21 protein-coding genes and 1 pseudogene are annotated in these 25,643 nt (G+C 55.9%); 17 read left to right on the top strand and 5 right to left on the bottom strand.

Annotated features, from left to right (window positions below; translation table 11 throughout):
- Window positions 1-14: 14 nt before the first annotated feature.
- The 13 genes and pseudogenes from M5D89_RS11025 (at window position 15) to tnpC (ending at window position 15,019) form a co-directional block, all read left to right on the top strand.
- Entirely contained in the window at window positions 15-977 is a 963-nt protein-coding gene (locus tag M5D89_RS11025; protein ID WP_064220304.1) for a respiratory chain complex I subunit 1 family protein, read from the top strand.
- On the top strand, window positions 977-1,657 hold the full coding sequence (locus tag M5D89_RS11020; RefSeq protein ID WP_064220303.1) for a hypothetical protein: 681 nt from the start codon (window positions 977-979) through the stop codon (window positions 1,655-1,657). The genes M5D89_RS11025 and M5D89_RS11020 overlap by 1 nt, the downstream gene beginning before the upstream one ends.
- Window positions 1,647-3,128 (top strand): proton-conducting transporter transmembrane domain-containing protein, encoded by a 1,482-nt coding sequence (locus M5D89_RS11015; protein ID WP_163055419.1) that lies wholly within the window; start codon window positions 1,647-1,649, stop codon window positions 3,126-3,128. The genes M5D89_RS11020 and M5D89_RS11015 overlap by 11 nt, the downstream gene beginning before the upstream one ends.
- Window positions 3,125-4,702 (top strand): hydrogenase large subunit, encoded by a 1,578-nt coding sequence (locus tag M5D89_RS11010; RefSeq protein WP_248885855.1) that lies wholly within the window; start codon window positions 3,125-3,127, stop codon window positions 4,700-4,702. Before M5D89_RS11015 ends, M5D89_RS11010 begins: the two co-directional genes overlap by 4 nt.
- Complete coding sequence (locus M5D89_RS11005; protein WP_064219005.1) at window positions 4,702-5,427, top strand: NADH-quinone oxidoreductase subunit B family protein; 726 nt, start codon at window positions 4,702-4,704, stop codon at window positions 5,425-5,427. Before M5D89_RS11010 ends, M5D89_RS11005 begins: the two co-directional genes overlap by 1 nt.
- A complete protein-coding gene (locus M5D89_RS11000; RefSeq protein ID WP_248885854.1) occupies window positions 5,427-7,538 on the top strand; it encodes a proton-conducting transporter transmembrane domain-containing protein in 2,112 nt (703 codons plus the stop codon). Before M5D89_RS11005 ends, M5D89_RS11000 begins: the two co-directional genes overlap by 1 nt.
- 14 nt (window positions 7,539-7,552) lie before the next feature.
- On the top strand, window positions 7,553-8,416 hold the full coding sequence (locus M5D89_RS10995; RefSeq protein ID WP_248885853.1) for a prenyltransferase/squalene oxidase repeat-containing protein: 864 nt from the start codon (window positions 7,553-7,555) through the stop codon (window positions 8,414-8,416).
- 100 nt (window positions 8,417-8,516) lie between these two features.
- The gene (locus tag M5D89_RS10990; protein ID WP_064219008.1) at window positions 8,517-9,776 is read left to right on the top strand and encodes a class I SAM-dependent methyltransferase; all 1,260 of its coding nucleotides are present in this window, start codon (window positions 8,517-8,519) and stop codon (window positions 9,774-9,776) included.
- A gap of 65 nt (window positions 9,777-9,841) precedes the next feature.
- Window positions 9,842-10,375, top strand: a complete 534-nt coding sequence (ppa, locus tag M5D89_RS10985) for an inorganic diphosphatase (protein ID WP_064219009.1) — start codon at window positions 9,842-9,844, stop codon at window positions 10,373-10,375.
- 428 nt (window positions 10,376-10,803) lie between these two features.
- A complete protein-coding gene (locus M5D89_RS10980; RefSeq protein ID WP_346347720.1) occupies window positions 10,804-12,042 on the top strand; it encodes an MFS transporter in 1,239 nt (412 codons plus the stop codon).
- Window positions 12,043-12,671: 629 nt separating this feature from the next.
- Window positions 12,672-13,001 (top strand): IS66 family insertion sequence element accessory protein TnpA, encoded by a 330-nt coding sequence (gene tnpA, locus M5D89_RS10975; RefSeq protein WP_215861331.1) that lies wholly within the window; start codon window positions 12,672-12,674, stop codon window positions 12,999-13,001.
- Window positions 12,992-13,339, top strand: coding sequence for an IS66 family insertion sequence element accessory protein TnpB (gene tnpB / locus M5D89_RS10970; RefSeq protein ID WP_248885851.1), 348 nt, complete (start codon window positions 12,992-12,994; stop codon window positions 13,337-13,339). The genes tnpA and tnpB overlap by 10 nt, the downstream gene beginning before the upstream one ends.
- 49 nt (window positions 13,340-13,388) lie before the next feature.
- Window positions 13,389-15,019, top strand: a pseudogene (tnpC, locus tag M5D89_RS10965) (IS66 family transposase).
- A gap of 166 nt (window positions 15,020-15,185) precedes the next feature.
- Here tnpC and M5D89_RS10960 read toward each other — a convergent pair.
- From M5D89_RS10960 to M5D89_RS10940, 5 genes are all read right to left on the bottom strand, one after another.
- On the bottom strand, window positions 15,186-16,007 hold the full coding sequence (locus tag M5D89_RS10960) for a hypothetical protein (protein WP_248885850.1): 822 nt from the start codon (window positions 16,005-16,007) through the stop codon (window positions 15,186-15,188).
- 154 nt (window positions 16,008-16,161) lie between these two features.
- Window positions 16,162-16,854: an AAA family ATPase gene (locus M5D89_RS10955; RefSeq protein ID WP_346347719.1), complete on the bottom strand. Its 693-nt coding sequence runs from the start codon at window positions 16,852-16,854 to the stop codon at window positions 16,162-16,164.
- A 148-nt stretch (window positions 16,855-17,002) separates the two neighbouring features.
- A complete protein-coding gene (locus M5D89_RS10950; RefSeq protein WP_004871535.1) occupies window positions 17,003-17,959 on the bottom strand; it encodes an IS5 family transposase in 957 nt (318 codons plus the stop codon).
- 45 nt (window positions 17,960-18,004) lie between these two features.
- Window positions 18,005-18,448 carry an AAA family ATPase gene (locus M5D89_RS10945; RefSeq protein WP_248885849.1) on the bottom strand — a complete coding sequence of 148 codons (444 nt, stop codon included), beginning with the start codon at window positions 18,446-18,448 and terminating at the stop codon, window positions 18,005-18,007.
- Window positions 18,438-19,553: a DUF262 domain-containing protein gene (locus tag M5D89_RS10940; protein ID WP_248885848.1), complete on the bottom strand. Its 1,116-nt coding sequence runs from the start codon at window positions 19,551-19,553 to the stop codon at window positions 18,438-18,440. Before M5D89_RS10940 ends, M5D89_RS10945 begins: the two co-directional genes overlap by 11 nt.
- 610 nt (window positions 19,554-20,163) lie before the next feature.
- On the opposite strand from M5D89_RS10940, the gene M5D89_RS10935 reads away from it, so the two are divergent.
- The 4 genes from M5D89_RS10935 to M5D89_RS10920 all read left to right on the top strand — a co-directional run bounded on the left by M5D89_RS10935 (window position 20,164) and on the right by M5D89_RS10920 (window position 25,614).
- Window positions 20,164-20,319, top strand: a complete 156-nt coding sequence (locus M5D89_RS10935; protein ID WP_248885847.1) for an HTH domain-containing protein — start codon at window positions 20,164-20,166, stop codon at window positions 20,317-20,319.
- 351 nt (window positions 20,320-20,670) lie between these two features.
- Window positions 20,671-22,350: an ATP-binding protein gene (locus tag M5D89_RS10930; protein ID WP_215886072.1), complete on the top strand. Its 1,680-nt coding sequence runs from the start codon at window positions 20,671-20,673 to the stop codon at window positions 22,348-22,350.
- On the top strand, window positions 22,347-23,948 hold the full coding sequence (locus M5D89_RS10925) for a TnsD family Tn7-like transposition protein (protein WP_283102990.1): 1,602 nt from the start codon (window positions 22,347-22,349) through the stop codon (window positions 23,946-23,948). Before M5D89_RS10930 ends, M5D89_RS10925 begins: the two co-directional genes overlap by 4 nt.
- A gap of 25 nt (window positions 23,949-23,973) precedes the next feature.
- On the top strand, window positions 23,974-25,614 hold the full coding sequence (locus M5D89_RS10920; protein WP_219616416.1) for a hypothetical protein: 1,641 nt from the start codon (window positions 23,974-23,976) through the stop codon (window positions 25,612-25,614).
- Window positions 25,615-25,643 lie beyond the last annotated feature (29 nt).

The raw sequence follows: 25,643 nt of genomic DNA, 5'->3' as shown, positions 1-25,643 counted from the left end.
TGCGGGCGGCACCCATGACAGCCCTGTGGACGCATTTCGCATTAAACCTCGTGCAGGTCGCTTTTTTGCTGATTTTTGCTCCTCTCGTCGAAGGCGTTTTGCATCGCCTGGAAGAAATCATTGAGGGCAAACGCGGGCCGAGCATCTGGCAAATCTATCGAGATATCTGGAAGCTATTCGGCAAGGATGAAGTCGTCTCCGAGGAGTCCACCTGGGTTTTCCGTTTTGCGCCGATTGTCGCTTTTGTCATGCCAATGTTTGTGGTGCTGCTGATTCCGGCGCTGACTGCCTATCCCCTCTTTTTTGCCTTCATGGGGGATATGGTCGCGGTGGGCTTTCTGATGGCTGTTTCCGGGTTTTTTGTCGCGCTGGCGGGCATGGACACGGGCAATGTCTACGCCGCAGTGGGCGCCAGCCGCACCCATATGGTCGGTTTTCTGGCCGAACCGGTGTTCATCATGGTGTTTTTTAGTGTGTCCTATATAGCGAACAGCACCATCCCCTATTTTGTGAATGCCACCTGGGGGGCCTCGTGGGGCAGTATGCTGCAACCTTCGCACTTGCTGGTGATTCTCGCCTTTTTCCTGCTCATTCTCGCGGATGAGGGACGCATTCCGGTGGACAGCGCCGCAGGCAAGGTAGAAATCGCCATGATCGGTCACTCCAAAGGCCTCGAATATTCGGGTACCAGCGCAGCACTCATAAAATGGGGCGGGACAACCAAACTGATGGTGCTGGCCATGATCTTCGTCAATGTACTGGTGACGCCGTGGGGGCTCGCACAGGGTACGCAATGGACGGCGATACTCGCCGCCATCGGCCTGGTGCTCATCAAGCTGCTGGCCTTTGTGATTGTGCTCGCTTTCATCGAAACCACCCTCGCCAAACTGCGGCTCTTCCGGATTTCGGAATTTTTGTCGGTGGCCTTCGTGATCTGCCTCTTTGCCGTCAGCGTGCGCCTCGTGGGAATCGGTTGATGGATGCCACCGTGAGTTCCATCGCCCTCAGCCTGGACGGCTCCATCGCCGCCCTCTTCGTCGTGCTCGGTCTCGGGGTAATGGTATCCCGGCAGATGTTGGGGACCCTGCGCTTTTTCATGTGGCAATCCGTCGCGCTGACGGCCTCGGCGCTGGTGCTGGCCGATGCTTTGCAGGCCATCAATCTGCTCTGGGTGGCGCTGATCACCTTCAGCACCAAGGTCATCGCGGTGCCGCTGGTACTGCGCTGGGCCGCCGGAGAGGAGATCTATGGGCGGCGCGAAGTGGATCAGGCCCTGAGCATTTCGGCATCGGTATTGGTGGCGGCGATACTTGCGCTGGTGGGCTGGTTCGCTGTGGCGCCGGTACTGCCGATCCTCCATGGTATTCCGTTTGCGCTGCTGAATTTGCCCACCGGCCTGATCATGGTGCTCTGGGGCGCCTTTACCGTCGCCCTGCGCAGGGAAAGTGTCGCCCAGTTGATGGGCCTCCTGATCATGGAAAACGGGGCTTTCTTCGGCTCCATCGCCATCGTCCACAATCTGACGGTCATTGCCGAGATTGCCGCGGCGGTGGACGTGCCGATTGTTGCGCTGGTCATCGGCCTGCTGATTCGCAGCATCCGCCGGGTGACCGGCACCACGCGGGTGGGCGGCATGGATACACTCCATGAGCGCTAGCTGGCTACCGGCACTCATCCTGCTCATGCCCCTCGTCGGGGCGCTGCTCGCCCTATTGAATCGGCGGGCCGCACCCTATATGACCCTGCTGGCGGCGGCAATCACTCCGATACTCGCCATACTGGCGGCGCTACAGGTGGAAAGCCATGGCCTGCTGACCGGAACGGATGGCCTCTTTGCGCTGGATGCCCTCGGGGCACTCTATTTGCTGCCGGTGAGCTTCGTTTATTTTACCTCATCCCTCTATGCCATTGGTTATCTCCGGGCACGCCGCCAGGAACATCCCGCAGGAACGCCACCTCGTTACCGGGAATATTTCCCCCTGATGAACATCTTCGCGCTGGTGATTTTAGCCGTGCCACTGGTTGCCAACCTTGCTCTGATGTGGATTGCCATTGAACTGACCACCGTATTCTCGGCCTTTCTGGTAGCTTATGAGGACCGTGCCGAGGCGCTGGAAGCGGCATGGAAGTATGTGGTTTTGACCAGTATGGGGGCGATGATCGCCCTGCTCGGGGTGCTGATGCTCTATTACGGCACCCACGCCGTCGGCCAGCCGCCTACCTGGGACGGACTACTGAAGGCGGCTCCGCAAATACCTGCGCCCCTGTTGCTCCTCTCTTTTGTCCTCTGGCTGATCGGCTTCGGCGCCAAAACCGGGTTGGTGCCCATGCATACCTGGCTGCCCGATGCCCACAGCCAGGCTCCGGCTTCGGTCTGTGCCGTGCTCTCCGGCGTCGAGACCAGTGCTGCCCTCTACATGCTCTTGCGCATCTATCCGGTGCTGGCATCCAACCCCGGCATTCATGATCCGGCGGCATGGTATATGACGGCGGGACTCATCACCGTCGGCAGCGCCGCCTTCATGCTTTTGCAGGTCCATGATTTCAAGCGGATGTTTGCCTACTCCACCATCGAGCACATGGGGATCATTCTGACCGCCTGTGGCATCGGCGCCGCCGTCCACGAGCAGGGCACGGTCTATCAGCTCTTCGCCCACGGCTTTACCAAGTCGCTGTGCTTTTATGCGGCGGGACTGGCGGGGATCGTCTTCGGCACGCAGGAAATCGCCAAGGTGCGTGGCCTCATCAGTCGCGCACCCGCGGTGGGCTGGGCTCTGGTGATCGGTACCCTGGCCATTGCCGGGGCGCCACCCTTCGCGCTCTTTCTGTCGGAGTTCGAGATTCTCTATACGGGTTTCAGCACCGGCCAGTATCTGCCCACCGGGTTGCTCACCGCCTTCATCGTGCTGGCCTTCATCGCCCTGGCCTACCAAGCCTCGCGCATCGCCTTCGGGGAGCCCGCCACCACAGCCGATGGCCGACCGCTGCCTAAGGTGCGCCTGCCGAGTACTAGCCTGGCGGCCATGGCCATGGCCATTATTCCGGTCTTTATTTTCGGCTTTTATCTGCCACCGCCCCTCGCCCATCTGGTACACCAGGCGGCATACCTGCTGGAAGTCCACGGATGACGGCTGGTGCGAAAATCAGTGACTGGTTGCAGCAGCAGACGGACGTCACGGTACGCGAGATTTATGCGGGCTGGCTGCAACTCGGCTGTAAGGCCGATCAACTCGTCACCCTGACCACTGCACTGGTCAACCACTGGCAGGCGGAATTTGCCACTCTGCTGGTGGAAGAAACCTCAGCCGAAGCCCCCCTCGCCGTGCATTATCTTTTCTATCTGCCGGAAGACGGTTGCCTGATCGAACTGAAAATTCTGGTACGTCCGGGGGAGGAATTGCCCGCCATCAGTGACACCGTCCACGCCGCTGACTGGCACGAGCGCGAGGCCTGGGATTTATACGGCCTGCGTTTCAGCGGGCATCCCTTCCTCGGCGACTTTGTACTGCATGACGACGACTGGCCGGAGGGCCTCGACCCCATGCGACACCGTTTCGATGGTCGTCGACGGCCCGACGTGCATGGCTCCGGAGCAAACTGGGTACCGCCGAAAATTCTCCAGGAGGAGGGCTCCATCCTCTTCCCCATCGGTCCGGTCTGGGGGGATTTCAACGAATCCGGCCTGTGGCTGCTGGAGACCCCGGGCGAGCAGATTCGCTATCTGCACACTCGCCTCTTTTACAAATACCGGGGCGTCGAGAAGATTGCCGAAGGGCAGACGGTGGATCGCGCCTTGCTGCTGGCCGAACGCTTTGCCGGGGCTTCCGCTTTCGCTCACGCCTGGGCCTATTGTCAGGCAGCAGAGCGAATAGGCGATTGCACGGTGCCCGCCCGCGCCCAGAGCCTGCGCCTGATCATCGCAGAACTGGAACGCATCCGTCATCACGCGGCCAATATTGCGGAAATCGCCGGCTCCACGGCACTGTCCGTGGCCAAGGCCATGGCCCAGGAAATTGTCGAAGACCTGTTGCGGCTCAGCGCGCGGCTTTGCGGACATCGTTATTTCTTCGGTTTGCTGACGCTTGGTGGCTTGAACTTTGATCTGGATCCTGCGCAGCTCACCCTATTGGCCGAGACCCTGCCGACGCTGAATGGGCGCATGCGAGAACTGGAGCGTCTGCTAGAAAACAGCTCCAGTTTTCTCGACCGTATTGAGGAAATGGGCGCCCTGAGCCCGGAGCTCGCCCACACCTATGGCGTGGTCGGTCCCATCGCCCGTGCTTCGGGACGGGCCATCGACCTGCGTCGTACCCTGCCGTACGGCAACTACCAGACACTGCCCATGGACATCCCGGTGGAGCATGAGGGAGATGGTTATGCCCGGCTGCGGGTCCTTTTTGCCGAGAGCCAGATCAGCACTGTCCTGATCCTCCAGGCACTTCAGGACGTGCCGACCGGCCCAGTGCGAATTGCCTGCCCCCTTCGGGAAGGTCATGCCCTCGCCTGGGTAGAGGCACCCTCAGGAGCAACCTTCCACTGGCTGCGCTGCGCTGCCGATGGCCAGGTGCTGCGCCTGCGCCTCGGAACCCCTGGCTTCCGCAACTGGCATGCTTTTGAACGGGCGGTAGAAGGTGCGGCTTTTCAGGACTTCCCCATCATCCTGGCCACTTGGGGTCTTTCCATAGCGGAGAACGATCGCTGATGAGCTTCTGGCCCTATTACGGATTAAAACGTGGCATTCAAACGACGCCTTGGCCCGCAACGGAAGAACAGACGCCGGGCATCACGCCGGGGCGGCCGCGTGCAGGTCAAGTAGCCGATGCCGAGGCACTGGCGCAGGGTTGCCCAACCGACGCCTTAAAGGCGGTCGCTGCAGGAGTGGCCGTGGACTTTGCGCGCTGCATTCACTGTCAACGCTGCCGCCACGGCGACAACGCGCTGCACTGGTCGGAGGACTTTACCTGGACCAGTACCGGCGGGATTGGGTTGCCCCCGTTGGGCAGCCGCTTCCGGCGCTCCCTGCATGTCCTCTATATCGACGCCGGGGCCTGTGGCGCCTGCGTCAACGAAGTCCGGCTGATTGATGCGCCCGCCTACAACCTGCACCGGTTGGGTATTTTTATCACCGCCAGCCCCCGGGATGCCGATGTGCTGCTGGTCGCCGGTCCCATCACCGACGCCATGCGCACCGCCATCAGCAAGGCCTACGCCGCCATGCCTGAACCGAAACGGGTGGTGGGCATGGGCGTTTGCTCTATGAATGGCGGCATCTTCGGGGAGAGCTTCGCCTGTGCCGGTGGGCTGGAAAAAATCATCCCGGTGGATGTATGGATTCCCGGCTGCCCGCCACCACCGCTGGCTATTCTGCACGGACTGCTGACGGTGGTCGGGCGTGCCATACCGACGGCCCTGAAGGAACAGCCCTGATGCTCTATATCATCGCCTATCTGCTCTTCGCCGCTGGCCCGCTGCTGGCCCTGCTCCCCGGACGCCGTATCCCGTCCGTCTTGGCTTGGAGTACCATGACCACAGGCTGCGTACTCATGGGCAGTGAGGGCGTCATCGCCATCGGTGGTCCTGCGGCGCAACCCCTGATTCAGTTAGCCCTGCCCATCATTGGGCCATTCGACTTCGTACAGACCCCCCTCGGCGGCTTGCTCATCCTGATTACGGCTTCGGTCTTTGCCGTTGCCCTGCCCTTCGTCGCACGGGATGCCAGCACTTTTCCTCAAGGAAGACGTGCCCTTTTCCTCGCCATTGTCATGCTCACCCTGGCGGCGATGATTGGCTTTTTTTCCGCCGAGACCATCGTCTCCTTTATTTTCTGCTGGGAACTGGCAGCCATAGCCATCTGGGGACTGATCACCTTTGAAACCCGACAGAGCAAACCGGTGGCGGCGGGATTATTGACGTTGGCCCTCTCCGAGCTGGGCAGCCTCGCCGGGCTGGTGAGCCTGCTGCTGCTGGCTTCTGCCGCCAGCACCCCGCAGTTGGTTGGTATCGCCGCAGCGATACCGCATCTCTCGCCCACCCTCATCCTCGTCGCGGGACTGCTGGCCTTTTTCGGCTTCGGCATGAAGGCGGGCATCATCCCGCTCAATGTCTGGCTACCCGCTGCTCACGGCACCGCACCGCGCTCTACCTCGCCGATCCTCTCCGGCGCCACACTGAATCTCGGCCTTTACGCTTTTTTGCGCATCGATGCCCCCATTGCCCTGCATGCCCCCAATCTGGGGCTGATCATCCTCAGCAGTGGCGCCCTGACCGCGCTCATCGGCATCATCTACGCGCTGGTGGAAAAGGACATGAAGCGCCTGCTGGCGCAGAGTTCGGTAGAAAACATGGGCATCGCCACTGCGGGTATCGGTGCCGGGCTGACCTTCGCCGCCTACGGTCATCCACTGCTGGGCGGGGCCTCCATGGTCGCGGGCCTCTATCACATGATCAATCACTCCACCTTCAAAACCCTGCTTTTTTTGGGGGCGGGCGGCATCGACGCTACCACGGGCACCCACAATCTCGATGATCTGGGCGGACTGATGAAGCGGCTGCCCGCGCTCGGAGGATTTTTTCTGGTGGGCACCTTTGCCATTGCGGCACTCCCGCCTTTTAATGGGTTTGTCAGTGAATGGCTGCTGCTGGAGTCCCTGCTGCGGGTGGTGGAAATTCCTGACATCCCGGTACGTATTACTTTTGCCCTGTCCGGCGCCTTGCTCGCCCTCACCTCCGGTCTGGCGCTGACCTGCTTCATCATGCTCTCCGGTAGTGCGCTCATGGGCCTGCCGCGCTCGGAACGTGCCGCACAGGCGCACAAGGCCCCATGTACCGTGATCATCCCGATGGGGATGCTGGCCGTGCTCAGCCTGCTGCTGGGCTTGGCCGCCACTCTCATCATTCCGGTGTTGGGACGGCTGGCCGCTCCCTTGGTCGGCGCCAACCCTACCGCTTCGCTGGTGCCAGACTTCTTCCGCCCGCAGTCCAGCATTCCCCTCGCCGTGCGGCACGCACTGGACCCTATCGGCGCCAGCGTCGGCGCCGTTTTCCTGCCCCTGCGCAGCCTCGTCGTCATGCATCTGGATCAGACCAGCGCACCGGTCGTCTACGCCATGTCGACCATGCTAACTTTTGTGGTGTTGACCCTGATGCTCGGCGGCGTCTGGCTGCTGGCGCGGGGTCTGCGGCATAAGCGGATCACCCGCAGCACCCTCTGGGATGCCGGCCTGACCCGGCTGCGCCCGGAGATGACCTACACCGCCACCACTTTCGCCGCGCCGGTGCGTGTCGTCTTTCAGGGGCTCTTACATCCGCACATCGAGGAAGACGAGGAACGCCAGGGCGCCTTCGTCCTCACCCGCAGTCACCGGCAAGTCATTACCAACATCAGTGATCGACTGGTACTGAAACCGATGATCAGCGCGGCGTTTACGGTGGCGAACCGCCTTGCCCGCATGCACAAGGGCCGGGTAAACACCTATGCCGCGTACATTCTGCTGGTCATGGTGCTGGTATTGATTATGGTCGGTGGGACGGGACGCTGATGGGAGGCTCGATCATGGAGAACGACACTCAGATCTGGGAACGGGCGCAAAACTACGTGCTGAGTCGTCAGTCGGCAGATAGCGGCTTCTGCTTCTACCGGGTCTGGGGGGTGGAAGAGTCCACCGCGCCGGATACCTATTACGCCATTGCCGTACTCCGCTTCTGGGGCATGGCCATTCCCCGCAGCACCGAGCTGATCCGCTGGCTGCAATCCCTGCAAGATGATCAGGGGCGATATTCCAGCCTGACCAATGCCAGTTTTGGTGTGCGCGCCCTGAGTCTGCTGGCCGCTGCCCCGCTCTGGGATCCGCGTCCCAATTTACTGAACTGGGCGACGCAGGCCGCAGGGCGCAATGACACAGTCGACAGCGAGACGCTGCGGGACTGGCAGCGCTGCGTCCAACTGCAGCGCCTGCTCGCCCCGGTTGCGCCCCTGCCCGAAATCATGCGTAGCGGCGCTGAAGCGATTCTGCACAGCATGGAGGCCGCCGCCGGAGGCTTCGGCAGTCACCCCAACCTGATCGACAGCGGCAACGCCTGGGCCTTGCAGCGGCTTCTGGGCCAGCCTTATCGCCCGCGGGATCAAAGCTTCCTGCACGCCTGCGAAGATGCCACTTTCGGCCTGCGTCTCAGCCCCGATGGCGCCAGCACCCGTCTGGAGGCCATCTTCTGGGGATTACTACAGATGGTGCATCTCCACATCGCGCCGTTGTATCCGCAGGCCATCATGGCCTATGTGCGTGCATGCCAGCCAGTGAATGGCGGTTTCGGACGCCGCGCTGGCGCCATTGCCACCCTGGAGGGCACTTTTCATGCGGTGATGATTGCCGCGGGCTTATCCCGTAACCCGCTGTTACAGACGTTGACGGGAGCTTGAACGATCGGGGGGTGTTCGACAGTAGTTAACTTAGGGGCAGACATTCGCACTGATGAGCGGGTATTTCTGCCATTCGGCTTGAAAGGACAGGAGTCTCAACGTGAAAGATCTACGCACCAACTTTTTGGACCACATCAAAAATAGTCTTAACGGAAAACCGCTGTTTCTGCGCATCCTCTTCTGGGATGGCCATGAATACGCGTTCAACCAGGACATCCGCGTTACCATGCATCTGCATTCCGCCAAGCTCATCTCGCGCATACTTATGGGCAGCGCTCTGGACGTGCTGGGTGAGGGGTATGTGGAAGGGGGTATTGGTATCGAGGGGCGCTATCAGGACATCCTAGCGGTGGCCGAGCAACTCGGCGACTCCTTCCCGGCCAAAAAATCCAAGGGCGGCATCTTCCGCAAATATCACACCGCCCACAGCAAGGCCAAGGACGCCGAAGCCATCCGCTATCATTACGACGTCTCCAATGATTTTTACCGCCTCTGGCTGGATCGCAACATGGTCTATTCCTGCGCCTACTTCAAGACGGGCGAGGAGGACATCCATACGGCCCAAGAGCAAAAACTTGATCATATCTGCCGCAAACTCCATCTCCAGCCGGGCGAAAAACTTCTGGACATAGGCTGCGGCTGGGGTGGGCTTTTGTCTTGGGCGGCCCGAAATTATGGCATTCGGGGGGTGGGTGTGACGCTGAGCGAGCAGCAATACGTCTACGCCAAGGAACGCATGGAACGGGAAGGCCTGGCCGATCGGGTGGAGATTCGTCTGCAGGACTACCGCGACATCCCCGAGCGGGAGCATTTTGACAAAGTATCCTCGGTGGGCATGTTCGAGCACGTGGGCCGGGCCATGCTGCCGGAATATTTCGGAGCCATCCAGCGAGTGCTCAAGGAGGGCGGCTGGACCCTGAACCACGGCATCACCGCCAGCCAACAGGATGATGAGGACGGCCATCACTCGGGCAGCGATTTCATGGATAAATACGTCTTTCCCGACGGCGAAATCCCCCATCTCTGGCGGGTGGTGCGGGACATGGCGGGGCAACACCTGGAGGTGTTGGACGTGGAAAATCTCCGTGTCCACTACGCCCAGACCCTCATCCACTGGGTGCGGCGGATGGAGGGGCGCAAGGCGGAGACGCTTGCCATGATCGGCGAGAAGCGCTATCGCATCTGGGCCATCTACATGGCAGGTTGCGCCTATGCATTCTGGCGTAACTGGTTAGCACTGCATCAGGTGCTGGCGGTGAAACAGACCCGATCGGAACTCACGCCTCGGCCATGGGAGCGGCGCTATCAATACCAGGACGACAGCTTCCGCTTGGCCGAACCTCAGTGGGGTGACCTTTAACCGGCCCCCGCGTCGGTCGGAATCGGCCGAAGCATACGGGTTCCATTTATTCAGAAAGGTGAATCATGAATCTGAAAAATATAGCGACTGGCCGGCATGTGCCGGATGACGTCAACGCCGTGATCGAGGTTCCACAGGGCTCGAGCGTCAAATATGAACTCGAAAAATCCTCCGGAGTGATTCTGGTTGATCGCTTCCTTTTTACCGCCATGCACTACCCGGCGAATTATGGCTTTATTCCCCATACGCTTTCTACAGATGGGGACCCTACCGATATTTTGGTGGTATCCCCCCAGCCGGTACAGGCAGGCGCCATCATGTGCACGCGCCCCATCGGCGTTCTGCTTATGGAGGATGAGCATGGTACTGATTGCAAGATTATCGCCGTTCCTCACCACGAGGTGGCTGGTGGATATGATCATATAGAGGATATCGGTGACCTACCCAGCTATCTACGCGACGAGATTTTCCATTTCTTTGAACATTACAAAGAGTTGGAACAAGGCAAATGGGTAAGGTTGCAAGGCTGGCAGGGTGCGGAAGATGCGCGCGCCATGATCCTGGCTGATCTTGCGCGGGCCAATGCCACGCATGCCTGACTTGGTGGTGAAGATGCCAACGGTCTGGATCTGCTCCGTGGGTAGCCCTGGTGTTCCGAACTGTTCCTTTGTATCGGGAGAGGGGCGAAGACATGACACTCAAGCAATCGGTCGCCCTAGCCCTGCGTGTATTGCGGAAGGCATAGGAATTATGTGGGACATAGCATACATCTGTGGATATGTCCCAATGATTCCGCGCATGTGCTACCGGAACGCCCATTCAACTGTCAGATCTCTAGCCCACGCAGCATCTTGGTCAGCACTTATCGGGTGTCTTGCTGCGGACGGGATATTCTGGATGAGATCATCTGGTTCGTCGGCGATGGGTAAAGGACGGGCCGAAAGATATCACTATGTTGGCAACTGGGAGGTTCCGGGAAAACCCTCTATGCCGCAGGTGAGGCACGACCGCTTTTCCAGGTGCGCCCATGGCCGATGATGGCGGCAGGTCAGAGGGCGCGCGCACGCCGCCTCGGGCGGATGGTCCATCATGGTGGTTCCCGCTCTTGTGCGGCGCGGGTTTTGGGGGGCGGCTAAGCTACGAAATGATCCGCAGTCCCTTGACCGCCCTCTATGCCTGGCATCTGGGGGCGCCAACGGCGGTCATTGGCCTATTGGTCGCGGCGGTGACCATCACCGGGATCTTTGTTAAGCTGCCTGCAGGTAGTCTAGCGGATCAATTTGGTTTTCGGCGGTTGATGCTGGCCGGAATGATGGTGACCGCGGTAGGGCCGTTTTTGTATCTGCTGGTGTGGTTTTGGCCGCAATTGCTGGCTGTTCGCTTTTTCCATGGTCTATCCACGGCGCTCTACGCCCCCGCCGCATCGGCGCAGGTAGCCAAGTCCTTTCCGTCGCAGCGTGGGCGCAGGCTCGGTCTTTATGGGGCAGCCGAAAATGCCGGGGTCGTATTGGGACCGGTAATTGGCGCCGTTGCACTCGCTCATCTGGGTTTTGCCGCGGCCTTCGTCGTCTCGGGAGGCATTGGCCTTCTTGCGCTTTTGACGATCCTGCCTTTTCCACGGGATGCGCCGGTTCATGATGGTCGGCGGTCTACCGGCGAAGTCCTCCGCGTAGCCGCCCAAGGTGTGCGTCAGATCACCGGCGATCCGGCTATTCGTCTGGTGAGTCTGATAGAAGCCGCCCTCTATTTCGGCGTAGGTACGCTGCAGGCGTATCTACCGCTGTATGCGCAGGATCAGCATATCCCCATCCTGAAGATCGGCTTCTTGTTCGGCGCTCAGGGGATAGCGTCGATTCTCTTCCGCCCAGTCTTTGGAGTGGCCTCTGACCGCGTTGGGAGAAGGCCTTTTGTCGTCGCTGGGATCGGTCTGTGTGCAACGGTACTGGCAACCATCCCCTATATGGGGCAGTTCCTGCCATTACTCGGCCTAAGCACGTTATTTGGATTAGGCACGGCCATGGTGACGCCGGCGACGACGGCAATGATAGGAGATATCGTCAGGAGCCGGGACTTCGGTGCGGCCATGGGCGTATTCGGTAGTCTATGGGATGCGGGACATGCCTGTGGTCCATTAATGGCAGGAGTTTTAATCGCATGGACTGGTTATCGCAGCGGATTTATGATCATCGCTGGCGTCATGGTCACGGTTTTGGTTGTATTTCTTTGCAGCAACCGAAAAAGCCCAGCAAAAGAAACCCATAAATAAAGATGAAAAGAGGAATGTCAAAAGACACAGCGAAGGTAATAAAGTATTTTTTGTTTTTTAGCATCACCCCGGCTGTCGGGGTGATCATATATTTTTCATTTAAATTATTGGGGATAGATATCAGTTTTAAATACATCATATATTTGTTGATATTGGTTCTCTTTGTGAAGATTATTATTGGCGGAGTAGTTATCGCTGTCCTTAAAAAAGCTAAAGAAGAATGACTTCTATAACAACTAATAACTTGAGTCCTGGCTGTTTATTTTATTCCCCTGCGGGCAAACACAACCCAGATATATCGTCAAAAATAGAACAAAATAGATTGATAGAAACACGTAATCATATCGCAAAACAAAGGTGTTGTGACACTCTGGTTTATTGGACGCTTCTGGGGTTGGATTTGGCCCTAAAAGTATCAATCAGCCTATCTTTCTATACCCAGTAAATATCGCCTATTTCTAGTCGCACCATGTAACATTCCCCCCTTTCTTAGTGACCGCTTCCGCTGCCTTAGCGCCGTTGACACCTGATGGTCGGCAGCAGACTGATTGTAAGCGCTTAAGCAACCCACCTTCCCAAATTTTCTGGCCTGACCGATCCTGATCCGCGTTCAGCGAGGAGGGATGGCTATGACGAAGGACGAGAAGACCGCTTATTGGCGGCAACAAGTAGACGGGTTTCAGGCGAGCGGCCTTTCCGCCAAGAATTACTGTGCGCAGGAAGGGATCGCCGTAGCCACCCTGCATTACTGGCGCAAGCGATTTGCCGATGCGGTAGAACCGCGGCCGATGGTCCATGGGACCGAAGGGTTTTTGCCGGTCACTCTGGCACCGGTCCGGCCGTCTGTTTCGCTGGTAGAGATTATGCTGTTGTCGGGCCGCAGTCTGAAACTGACGGCACCGATGGATACCGGCTGGTTGCAAACCTTGGTGCGTGTCCTCGAAAGCCCATGTGGTTGAGTTCAGGCAGTCACATCTGGCTAGCGGCAGCACCCGTGGATATGCGGCTGGGCTTTGATGGTCTGGCGGCCAAGGTTCAAGGGGTGCTGGCTGCCGATCCCTTTTGCGGCCACGCCTTCGTCTTCCGCAACCGCCGCGGCGATCGACTGAAACTATTGCTCTGGGATGGTCTGGGCTTTTGGCTCTTGTACCGCCGCCTGGATCAGGGGCGACTGCACTGGCCCAGAGCCGATACCGGCGCCGTGGAACTCTCCACAGCACAGTGGGCGATGTTGGTGGAGGGGCGGCCGTGGACCCCGTTGCCGGCCCTGGAAAAATGCCTGCCTACCTTGCTATAAGTGACGGAAATTGCTTGTATAAATACCCATTTTTGGGTACTATTCTTCCATGAATCCAAGGACTTCCACCCCCATTCCTACAGAGCCAGAAGCGCTGCGCGATCTGGTGCTGAGCCTGCTGCAGAAGCAACAGGAAAAGGAAGCGGAATGGGCAGAACGCGCCCGGTATATCGCCCAACAGGAACAGGCTATCGCCCTGCGCGATGAAACCATCGCCCGCCTGGAAAGCACCATCGCCAAACTGCAGCGCTGGCGATTCGGTCGCCGTTCGGAAAAACTCTCTCCTGACCAGATCAGCCTCTGGGAAGAAGCGTTGGATACCGAAATCGCCGCGATGGAAAGTATCCTCGAAACCGTTCTGGAAGACAGTGCGGCGGTGACGGCTTCCCGCCCAGGAACCGAAGCACCCGTAGCGCCTGCACGCCCGTCCCGCCGCCACCCCGGCCGCATGCAGCTGCCCGACACCTTGCCCCGAGTGGAAGTGCATCACGATCCTCTGACCTGTACCTGCGGGCAGTGCGGCGGCCTCCTGGAAACCGTCGGGGAAGAGATTAGCGAAAAACTGGATTATATCCCTGGACGCTTCCAGGTGATTCGTCATATCCGCCCCAAATTGGCCTGCCGCCCCTGCGGTACCATCGAAAGTCCGGCATTACCGGCACAGGTGATCGACAAGGGCTTACCCACGGCGCGCCTGGTGGCCCACGTGATGACGGCGAAACATGTGGATCACCTGCCTTTATATCGGCAGGAAACCCAGTACTTGCGGGCGGGTGTCCCGATCTCCCGCGCCACCCTCTGCAGCTGGCTGGGCCAGGGGGAGTACTGGATCAGCCTGCTCGCTAAAGCCTGCAAAATGGCCTCGTTGGAGGGCACTATCCTGCACGCCGACGAAACCCCCTTACCGGTGCTCCATCCCGGTAGCGGCAAGACGGACAAGGCCTACCTCTGGGTGTATCGCAGTCAGGCGGATGCCCCGCATCCCGTCGTGGTCTTTGATTATGCCCCGGACCGTAAGGGGATCCACGCGCAACACTTCCTGGGCGACTGGAAAGGGATACTCCAGACCGATGACTATGGGGCTATGATGCCCTCTACCGCAAGGAACAAGTTATCGAAGCCGGATGCTGGGCGCATGTGCGGCGTCACTTCTATGACGTGGAACAGCGGGGTCCGAGTCCGGTGGCGCAGAAGGCATTGGCCTGGATCGCCAAACTCTATGCCATCGAGGCCGACATCAAAGCCTCCCCGCCGGATCAGAAAGCCGAAGCCCGCCAGCAGCGAGCTGGCCCGCTGCTGGAATCCTTCCGCGCCTGGCTCAGCGAAACCCAGATGCAAGTGGCGCCTAAAAGTGGTATCGCCAAAGCCATCGGTTATGCCCTGAACCGCTGGAAGGCACTCACCCTCTACCTCGAAGAAGGTCAGCTCAGCATCGATAATAACCCAGTGGAACGGGCACTGCGGGGCGTTGCGATTGGTCGCAAGAATTTCTTATTCGTTGGAAATGATGCCGGTGGCGAGCGTGCCGCATCCTTTTACAGCGTCATCGAAACCTGCAAACTCAACGGCATCGAGCCCTTCGCGTACCTCTGTGACATGCTCGAAAAGCTACCGACATGGCCCAATAAACGGCTCCACGAACTCTTGCCGTGGAACTGGAAAAAAACCGCATTACCCTGATCGGCGCCAACCCGCAAGCGTGGGTTCGCTGAACGCTTACGACTGATTGCGGTCATAGGATGGGCTCACTAAGAGTTGATATAAACAAATAGTTGGGGCTTTGTTGTTGCGATCAACAATCATTTAACTATTCTCGGAAATCCGGCATGGTTATTACCGTTGCAAATTAACTGGGAAACTGAACAGAAGGTAGGTGGTCGCCGAAGTAACCGATCAATACCACGGCTGTTCCGCCGATTCTTTCGGCATCGAAATATAACCGGGCTCCAGCACCGCCACTTAGCTTAGTATGGCAGCTCCAACGGCGTTGCCTGAAGCCATTTGGCATTGGGAAGTCACGTTGTGGGCCATAGACCCCATGGCTCAGAGTGGCGATGTCTTCTCTACTCCACGAGATCGCATCGGCAGGGGAAAAGCTAACCCCTTCTGGTGGCCATGTTATTGCGCCATTATTTAATGCACGAAGATGGCGGAATAATTGATGAAATACCGGCTCGTTACCGTTGAGATCTTTAATCTGCCTTATGGCCCTGGGGCCAAAACGCAGTTGTTGAAAAAGTGTGTCTGCTTGATCCAGCAAGTTCACGCCGTTCAATACAGATTGCTCTAAGTTGTTTATGATGAGATTGCTTTGCTGTCTTACGTCATCTTCAGTTACTAGGCAGCAGACATTTACTTTTTCTTGGAATTCTCCATCAACGTCAAGTGTGACGAGTTCGACAGTAACCGACGTACATGAGGGCAACACCGTGCTGCCAAGCGCCAAGGCGGGGGCGCCGGTGAGCGCTGCGAAAGTTAGGCCAACGACTCTTGTACCGCACACTTTGCCTTCAATGGCACGCTCGCCTTCGGCAGCAGCGAAAAGACCATCAGCACCATCAATAAAAGGTTGTTTGTTCAGACACCAGGCAACGAACCGCCCCAAATCGTGATCTGTCCGACAATCGAAACACCATTCTCGTAATCCGCGGTATTCTCCGATATCCATGTCGGCCGCACCGCGTACTGAGCGCAAAATGTGAGAGCATCCTATCTGTCCGAGAGCTTTCAGAGCAGAGCCCAATATCTCGATGCGTCGGGCAGGGCTCCAATCAACACAGGGGGCAAGACTGGATTCATCGAGGATTACATCCATTAGCGCCTTACATCAACTTCGCAAGAGCAAAATCGAATTGGTCAAAAAATCCTTCCGGCCATGAATTTAGCCTTCCATCATCATCCATTGCGGGGGACTCTGGAATGGCAGGTTGACCAGGCCGATGGGCGAAAAAATGGATACGGACGTCAGTAGCTGGCAACTTTCTCTGCTTAACCGCTAGGCGTATGCCATTAAGCACGTGATCTGAGTGTGTTTCCAATATCACCTGAACGCCGCTCGCAGCTGTTTCCGCTAACAGCATTCCGATTTCCTGTTGCGCGTAGGGGTGAAGGTGCACCTCTGGATTTTCGATCACCAACATATCCCCTCCTTGGGCAGCTAGCAGAGAAACAATGATCGGGAATAGTTGTGTGAGACCAAAGCCAACGTTTTGCGGCCGCTGAAAATCAGAGCGATTATCGGAACGCAGGCGGAGACTAACAGCGCTTACCCCGTCGATGGGAGTGACCCGAAGGTCGCACCCCGGAAAGAAACGCTGCATATACCCTCGGACCTGATTAAATAGCGTTGGTGGAGTGTCGTGTAAAAGAAGAGAAGAGTCGACCACGTCCTGCCCACGCCAATAAAGAAGTCCGGCTGCCAGTTCGCCGTGGTGACCAACTCGAGCATGATCGTTTGAGATTCTTAATGGCAGCAACTCTCGCGGGCCCGCGCGCTCGGCGGTGATCCAATTCAAATGGTGCAGGGCGTTTAGGAAGCTCTGACCTAGCCTAAAAAGGTGCGCCTTGTCCCCAGTATTGACCTAAGCACGTTGCTATCAGGTCACTTATCCGTCAAATTCCCCCATTTTCTGGAGAATTATTGGATATTGGGCACACCACTCCCTACGCGGCCAGGAGATATCTCCTCAGCATGTACAGATTGGCCAAGGCAAAGAGCGTGGTCAGTTGAGCACCGTTCTTGGCCAGACCCCGATATCTGGTTCGCTGATAACCGAATTGGCACTTCAGCACCCGGAAGGCGTGTTCTCCCCGGGCACGGATCCGGGCAATGGCGCGGTTGTAGCGCTTGAGGGCCGCCAAGCCGGTTTTCTGCCCAGGATAGCGTCGCCGCGCTACCGCGTTCCGTATGCCTCGGGCCACCAGCGTGTCATGCACCTGGGGATAGTCATAGCCCCGGTCAGCGAGGACCACCGACTCCTCTCCGGTAAGGAGCCCCTCCAGCCGCTGATGATCCGGTACCTTGGCCGCCGTGAAGTCCACCGCCTGTACGATACCTTGGAGATCCGTTGCCACATGCGCCTTCATCCCGAAATACCACTGATTCCCTTTCTTGGTGGAACTCATCTCTGGATCCCGCTTGCGGTCTCGGTTCTTGGTGGAGCTCGGGGCGTGAATCAAGGTGGCATCCACGGTCTTGCCTTCCTGCAGCAAGAGCCCTTTCTCCTGCAACACGGACTGCACCTCGGCAAAGATGGCCTGGGCAAGCGCATGGCGCTCCAGTAAGCGGCGGAACTTCAGGATCGTGGTCTCATCGGGAACGAAGTCCCGACCCAAGTCGATACCGACGAATTGACGGAGCAGAGGAACCTCGTACAGGGCCTCTTCCATCCCCGGATCGGAGTAGCCGAACCATTGCTGGAGAAAGTGGATCCGCAGCATCCGCTCCAAAGGCATAGGTTTGCGGCCGCTGCCCCCCTTGGGGTAGTGCGGCTCGATCAAGGCCACAAGCCTGGCCCAGGGAACCACGGCATCCATCTCGGCCAGAAAGCGTTCTCGCTTGGTCTGCTTGCGGCGTCGCGACAGGCTGGGCTCCTCGGCAAAGGTTATCTGTCCGGACATGGATAGCATCTCCTCGCTACTCGGTCAGCCCATTGTATCAGATGGCTAAATCAGAGACTCCTTTACGACGGGCGAGTTTTCGGCGTAGGGTAACGGCATCAACCAACGTATGGCGGTGTTTGGCTCTGTTGAAATCAGTAAGTTGTCCACTTCCAATTGCTCCAGTTCAATGGAAAGTGCATGCCTATCATTGGTCTTAAATGACCACTTTACCTTCTGCTCATCAGAGGATATGCCAACGGCTAAACTATCGCGAGCCGTTTCCTGATTGAGCACATCAGTCACGTTGCCCAAAGCTAGTTCTGGGCCGTCAAGCAATAAAGAACGCCCCCATTCCTGATAAGTAAAAGTCTGAGATAGTAGAACCAACGCCTGTATGACCGAGGACTTACCGCCTCCATTTTGCCCCGTTAGCAGAGTCAGTCGCCCTAACGGCAGATTTAGTGTATCAAAACACTTGAATCCAGAAAGGTGAATTTCACGCAACATCAAACACTTCCTTAAATATTGATTGAGCGATATTAAAGCGTGTGTTTACCGCCAAAGTTGAGTTAGTGCTAAAGCTAATAGCTTTGAGGAATCTTTCATCGTCCATAAGCTCAAAAAACCTTCTACGAAGTATTTCGGCATTCTCCTCTACTCTTGATTCGGAATACTTGGCAAGGTGCGTGCTCATAATATCGAACAAAGACGCATTGAGTGTGCTACGCCGCTGATCTTGGGAATGGTGTTTTCTAAATGCTTGGCGGCCAAATACCAAAAGATTGTTTTTCATAGCTCGTCGGAATCGACTGCTTAGCTTCTCCATTTCGTCTTGCCTGGCATTGTTCATGAACTGCAAACCCTTAGCAAGCCACTCGTCCATATCACCCCGGTATGTGTCCAATGGCAGCAACCGGAAAGAGCAAAACCGGTTGATCATCTCTCGATCCTGCATTTTTCCAGAGTTGAGACTACCGCCGGTCGCTTCCAAGAAAAGTCCTGTCTCAGCCTCCCTGCGCAGAAACGCAGTTGCTGGGCCGTTGTATATTGCATTACGCATTTGCTGACGGGTCAAAACCTCTCCCCCGTTGACCCTCTCGAAGATATCCAATCGTGCCCGCTCAGGCACCGAGCGATCGATTATATAGAAAAGTAATTGACAATCCTCCACCCGATTCTGTAAACGCACATCTAGTTCGCTAAATCGGCAGCCGTCTAGTTCCGGTCGGTCCTTGAGTTGGAGGGCCAGTTTGTCGTCGAGAAAATGTAATAGCGTGGAGAGGCGTTGCCTTCCATCCACCACGATAAGGCGTCCGCCGTCGTCTTCAGCAACATAGAAGACAGGCAAAGGAATGCGTAGAAGGATAGATTCGATCAGCCGGCTTTGCTTATTTTTATCCCAAACGAACCCCCGCTGAAAATCCGGATCAAGGACAAAGCGCTCATTCTTGATACGCCGGATTACATCTGACGTTGAGCGACGTTCATCCCGAATCGCCAGTTCATCTAGGGGATAGCCCTCCCATCCGCCAGGGATGGGAGCATCGTAACCATCAATGGATTGTTCGGACTGCCCGCCAGTCTGATCATTGCTGGCTGTGCTTGTTTCCATGCATACTCCGAATATAGATCAGGCCACTTTTGATTTCTTGTATAAACAGATCAATGATGCGCCATTTTTTAAGGGCTGAGAAGGGATTAACAAATACCGCATGCAGGCCTCATTTCTCATCTCTTGATCTCCCTCGTAGTCGAGAGCCGTCCGCAACGCGCTAGCTCATGTCGCTCGTAACGTCATCATCTATCCTCGAACATCCGTGTGACTAATACTATTCGTCCCAGATCTCGGTGGGAAGGTCTGCTTCCGCTAAGGGTTGTCTGATGCCTGCCCACGCGCGACTGGTGCTGCGGGACTTATCGGGCAGGCGTCGGACAACCCTTAGCGGTTTCAGAGGTTGGTGAGCGTGGGTTTGCCGCCTTGGGCTTGGATCTTCCGAACTTGCGACGTCAACACCGGCTTTTCGCACGCCGGTGTATCGATTGGAGCGAGCGTCGTCCGCATATCGGTGGTGCCTTGGGAGCCGCGTTGATGATGCGATTCCAAGAAGACGGGTGGCTACGAAAGCCCGCAGGACAGCGAAAAATTTCGGTCACGAGCGTTGGTCAACAAGGGTTCTGGAAAGCCTTTGGCATACAAGTGTGAGTAACTGCCTGGAATCTTCATGTCACGAGCCCAGCGCCTCCTCGCCCTAATCCAAATTTTGCGCCGGCATCGATTCGCGGTTACTGGAGCGTGTCTCGCTACGGAGCTCGGGATCAGTTTGCGCACATTGTACAGGGATATCGCCACATTACAGGACCAAGGCGCACGCAGTTGAGTAGAGTTCACAGTTGCGGCTTTGACAGCCTGGGGGGCGCCTGGGGAGCAGTTGGTTGCGGTTCTCCGTGCCCTTGGGAGGGACCATGAACGGGTTAATCCATCGCTGGGTGGGGAAATGCATAATTAAATCTATTTCTAATGCGATTTAGAATGAGATCGCACCGTGCTGTAGGCATTCAAAAAGGATATTAATGACTCAGCGGCAAGTATGATATAGGCTTTACTGGGTAAAGATGGGCACCTCGCCGGAGATTCAAGGCTTGATGACATGCGTTGCATCGCATTGGAGATCGCTCGATTTTAGACGCTGGCTGCTAGCCAAAGCAGCTGACAACTGGGAGCGCTTTGCATGCTGACCGGCAGTAAGGAGCAGGCAGTTTACACGCCTAGCGAAGACCCCATGTATCGACATAATCCCTTCATTGAAGCTTTGCCGCCCGTCTTGCCTATGGAAAAGGTGGCAAGTCTTCTGCGGCGGCACCCGGTATATCACCAAAGTGAGCGCGAATTAGCAGCGAGTAAACGTCTGGAGGCAGTGCAACGGATTGCGAACTATGTAGAACCGCTGCCCATTTTCCTGGAGCTTGAGCAACGGTTTTCGCGGATGCTTCGCAACGGCTATTCACCCCGCAACCCGATCTCTGCCGAGTGGATCAAACAGCTTCGTTCTGGCTTCCCTGATCTCGATTGGGATCGTGGAAAACCCGATTATCAACCCCTCGTCCGCTCTACCGCAGCGGGCTTTGCCATAATTGGTACCAGTGGAGTGGGTAAGACGACCGCCGTTGAAAGCGTACTCTCCCTTTACGCTCAGCAAATCCAGCACTCCGGCAAATATGGAGGTCACGCGCTTGATCGTGTCCAACTGGTTTGGCTGAAACTTGAGTGTCCCCAGGATGGATCATTGAGGGGGCTCTGCCTAAATTTCTTTCAAGCCGTTGATGAGATTGTCGGGACCCGCTACTACCCTAAGTTCGGTAATAACCGACGGCGATCCGTCGACGAATTGCTTCCAGAAATGGCTAACGTGGCTGCAGTACTGGGGCTAGGGGTTTTGGTCATTGATGAGATCCAAAGACTGAATGAAGCCAGTAGCGGCGGTGCAGCCAAGATGTTGAATTTCTTTGGCCAAATGGTCAATCAGTTTAGTGTTCCTGTTGTGCTGGTAGGGACATTTAAAGCGCTTCCGCTGCTGAGTGGTGAATTTGCACAGGCGCGCCGTAGTGCGGGACAAGGAGATCTCGTCTGGTCCAACTTGCCTCAGGATGATGTTTGGGATTTCTTTATTGAAGGCGTTTGGCATTACCAGTGGACCAAATCGGAGACCCCGCTAACGCCGACGATCCGCAATGCCTTATACCAGGAATCACAAGGCATTGTAGATATTGCGGTGAAACTCTATATGCTGGCCCAATGGGCAGTGATAGGACAGGAAGATGAAACAATCTCACCGGAACTGATTGGTGATGTTGCCAGAGACAGCCTGCAACTCGCTCGGCCAATTCTTGAGGCGCTCAAGAAGCGAGATCTTGCCGCACTCGGTAGGATCAAGGATATCATGCCGCCCATCAGTGACCTCGAACAATATTTACGTGGAGCACGCGAACGGGTAGCACTCGAAGGAACGCTTGACACGATGAAGGCTCAGCGTGTCGCACAGCAACAAAATGCTCATAAGGAACCGGACGAAATTTTGATGCGCGTCGCCGAGGTTTTGCTGGAAGCGGGGTTCCCTGTCGACATGGCCCACCAATGTGCTGAAGAGGCATTGAAGCAGCATGCCGACGAAACAGAACTGGCACCGGTAATAAAGGATGCCCTGTTGCGAGCCGTCGGCGTTCGGCCTCCGTCAAGAGGTACAAAGAGAAATCCGTCACGCAAGGACCAACACCAAGAAACGCAAAAACCGGCAGTGGAAAAAGTGTTGACTGAAATGATTAACGCGCGAAAGGGGAAAATCACGCCCCATCAGGCGCTAAATAACGCTGGGGTCATTAAGCCAATAGAAGAATTTTGGACTAACAAATGATAGCCTTCTTCCCTGAGCCATACCCTGACGAGTTGCTCTACAGCATATGTGCACGCTATCATATTATGAGTAGGAATAATGACTTCCGACACACGGTAGAGGACCTTTTTGGTTGTCGCCAGGCTTGCGCTGTATACGATTTCCCTTCTCGACTTGCTGCCTTATGTGGCCGGTTACCGAGGGGCAGCTCACATACACCGGCGAGTCTGATACGCAATCACACACTATTTCCACTTTATCAGCCATTTCTAACGGACTATTCTGCCGGAAAGATTGCTAAAGACATGGCAGCCAGTGATCAAGGCGGAACCATTCACTGCTCAATTGGAGTAATGGCCAGCTCTATTAAATCGCCCCGTTTCCTACGCTATTGTCCGGTTTGCAAAGAGTCTGACATCACTGAATTCGGAGAACCTTACTGGCATCGTGCGCACCAGATAGCTAACTTGCGGGTCTGTCATAAACACGGTTCACTACTTAGCGACTCTGACGCTGTGATAAGTGCGCCAGTTAATAAACATGCGTTCATAGCCTTAGATTATAATTCCGTTGTCCGCACAGGAAATCCGTCACATGACAACCTCGAAAGGCACATTACCGTCGCTAATGCGGTCTCCTGGATTCTTCAAAATAATTTACCCACATTAGGATTTGGTAGAATTGTTCATGCATATCATCGTTTCCTAAAATTACGGGGTCTGATAACTGGTGAAGGGCATGTTCGACAAGAAGCATTTCGTCAGGCATTTTTAAACTACTATGGTGAAGATTTTCTCCAGGAAGTCGGATGCCCCCTTGTCAACGGAGGCCACCAAGGATGGCTCGCGGCCATGGTGCGGAAGCGACGTAATTCTGCGCACCCTTTACATCATTTGCTTCTAATTCAATGGCTCTGCAGCACTCCAGAGGTTTTTTACCGTGCATGCCTTCAAATACAGCCGGAGATAGTCGTGCCGAATCCGCTCAACCTGTCGGGTATACACGCGCAGCACCACCAACCGGTATCCATGGCCGTGGACAGAGTGGGTTCTGAAATATCAAAAGGATCAGCTTTGGTTCAGAACAGCCCATTGGGAAAACGCCGACGTGAGTGGCTTGCCATCGTACGACGTTCCTCAGGCGTTTGCAGAAAGCAGCTGCGATCGGCCAACCAGGCGGCTTTTGGCTGGCTATATCGGAATGATCGCGATTGGCTGTATGACCATCTTCCTGCACCGCTACCGCGTTCTAAGGCTCAGGACCTGCGTGTTGACTGGAACCAGAGAGATCAACATTTCGCCAACGAAGTACGGCGGTCAGCGCAGGAAATTCTAAGCGAAGCCCGGCCTAAGCAGGTGACGGTGACGGCTATAGGGACCCACATCGGTTGTCGAACACTGATACAACGTCATCTGGATAAGATGCCCGTGACGGCAGATGAACTCCGACAATGGGTAGAATCCACAGAACAGTTTCAGATGCGCCGACTGGGTATCGTCGCTTGCAGACTCCAATCCGAGGCGGTGGAACTTAAGTCCTGGCGTTTGGTGAGGGTGGCAGGTTTGCGCCCCGGCTACTCTCCGGCTGTGGCAGCACGCATTCAGGATTTGGTTGGTTAATCTATGGCTAGCATTCAAATATAGTATGGCAAGGAAGCTCCTTATTGCTGACTGGCCGTTTGGGCAGGGCGAACTAGCGACATTGCACTGGTTACGCTCACCTTATAGGGCTGGTGATGATCGTGGCTGGTGCGTCGACGCTGTATTTCGTGGCGTGGAAAGTGGGAAAAGTCATGATATCTCTCTGCCGTGGGGCATGCTGCCATACCTCAGGCTGGGTATGTTATTCGAAAATGGCAGACCAAAAACACGATCTACAGATGCAGGACAAATATCTATTGTTCGCCTTTTCAATGACGCGAGATTTGGTTTGCGGCGTGTCGGGGGGGTTGTTTTAAAAAATTTCTATCCCCTTAATACACAATCAAATCTTGATGAGTTATGTATTAAGATTGAGAACGAAGATCAAATAATGCTAGTCCCATGCATAGAAATAGCAAGGTCATTTTTTGCGCAATCTAGATTTTTGTCTTATGCATTGTTGCAGCCGGACAGTTTCTCCGACTTTGTGCGGGCCTGGCACTCTGATGGAAAAGTGACTCTAGAATTTTCCAGTTTTATTCCTAAAAATATGATAAAACCAGATTTTATTATTTCAGTAGCAAAGATACTTTTTGATCGGGAATGGTCGGATCAATGGCGCGCTGTGTGGAGCCGACGTGCAGCGAAGGCATTAAAAATAGAGGATAAAAATTATCCAAAGTTAGAATGCTGGCCTCCTGTAGGACAGAACAGCAGTTGGAAGGTGCGTGGAGTCACTTGGAATAATCGGTTACTCGTCCTGGAGATATTGGGAACGAAATATCGTGGCAACTTACCTTTTCATGAAATTGAATACTCACACCCTAGGTTAAAAAAAGGGATTCTCGGGGATGAGCGCTCTGTGTCGGGATCGAAACCTGTATCGGAGGATGCCGAGGACGAAACCCTCGTGGAGAATGTGGTTTCATCACCCAGTCACTTGGGTCGGCCCATCGTTCTTTACACAGAACGAGCGGAGCATTGCTGCTTGACCGTCGTCACTCCCCAGTCAGTACGAGAAAAGGTCGTAGTCATAAATAAACTGACAGGAGGCTCTGACCGGACCTCATCGACGGGTGACATGGGAACGAAAGCAATACGGCCTGTGAGTTTACAGGACGAAGGAAGCCGCGGCGACGTGGATGCCGGAGAATTTACAGGGGGCGATAAGTCAGGTGATATACCCCCTAATTTTAAAAAGCTGATCACCGCAATGGAATGTGTTCAGGAAGCCCACTTACGTTTGCAGTTTGAATATCAAATTGGTTTGGCAAGATCCAGGATTGGCGAGGGCGACGAAGAGCCTATAGAGTATTTGTTGATTACGCTAAAATATGCGGATGCTACCGGCTATATACTGGATGTGGATCAGTCCTCTGGGCAGGGCATTTCTACGGTGGTTTTTGAGCTGATTAAGCCCGATGTGGTGGTGGACAAGGTCGTCAGAAAATTGGTGGAGGACTGTATTGCCGCCAATGGATTTCTCAGCAGGGAGCTTTTAAAGGATCAAGCAGGGCGAATCCGATATGCGTTGGCTAAACATACGCAGACAGATGGCTATGAATATGGCTTGCGGTTGGTCAGAAAGCTGCCTGGTATTATGAAGCAGCTGGACGAGTTAAGCATTTCCTTTGGGGGTTGGTGATCCTCTGGGTGTGGAGAGCATCATTTCCT

Origin of the sequence: Acidithiobacillus acidisediminis (assembly GCF_023277115.1) — a bacterium.
Classification (GTDB): domain Bacteria; phylum Pseudomonadota; class Gammaproteobacteria; order Acidithiobacillales; family Acidithiobacillaceae; genus Igneacidithiobacillus; species Igneacidithiobacillus acidisediminis.
The sequence above is the reverse complement of the archived record's forward strand: the minus strand, read 5'-3'. Positions and strand labels throughout refer to the sequence as shown.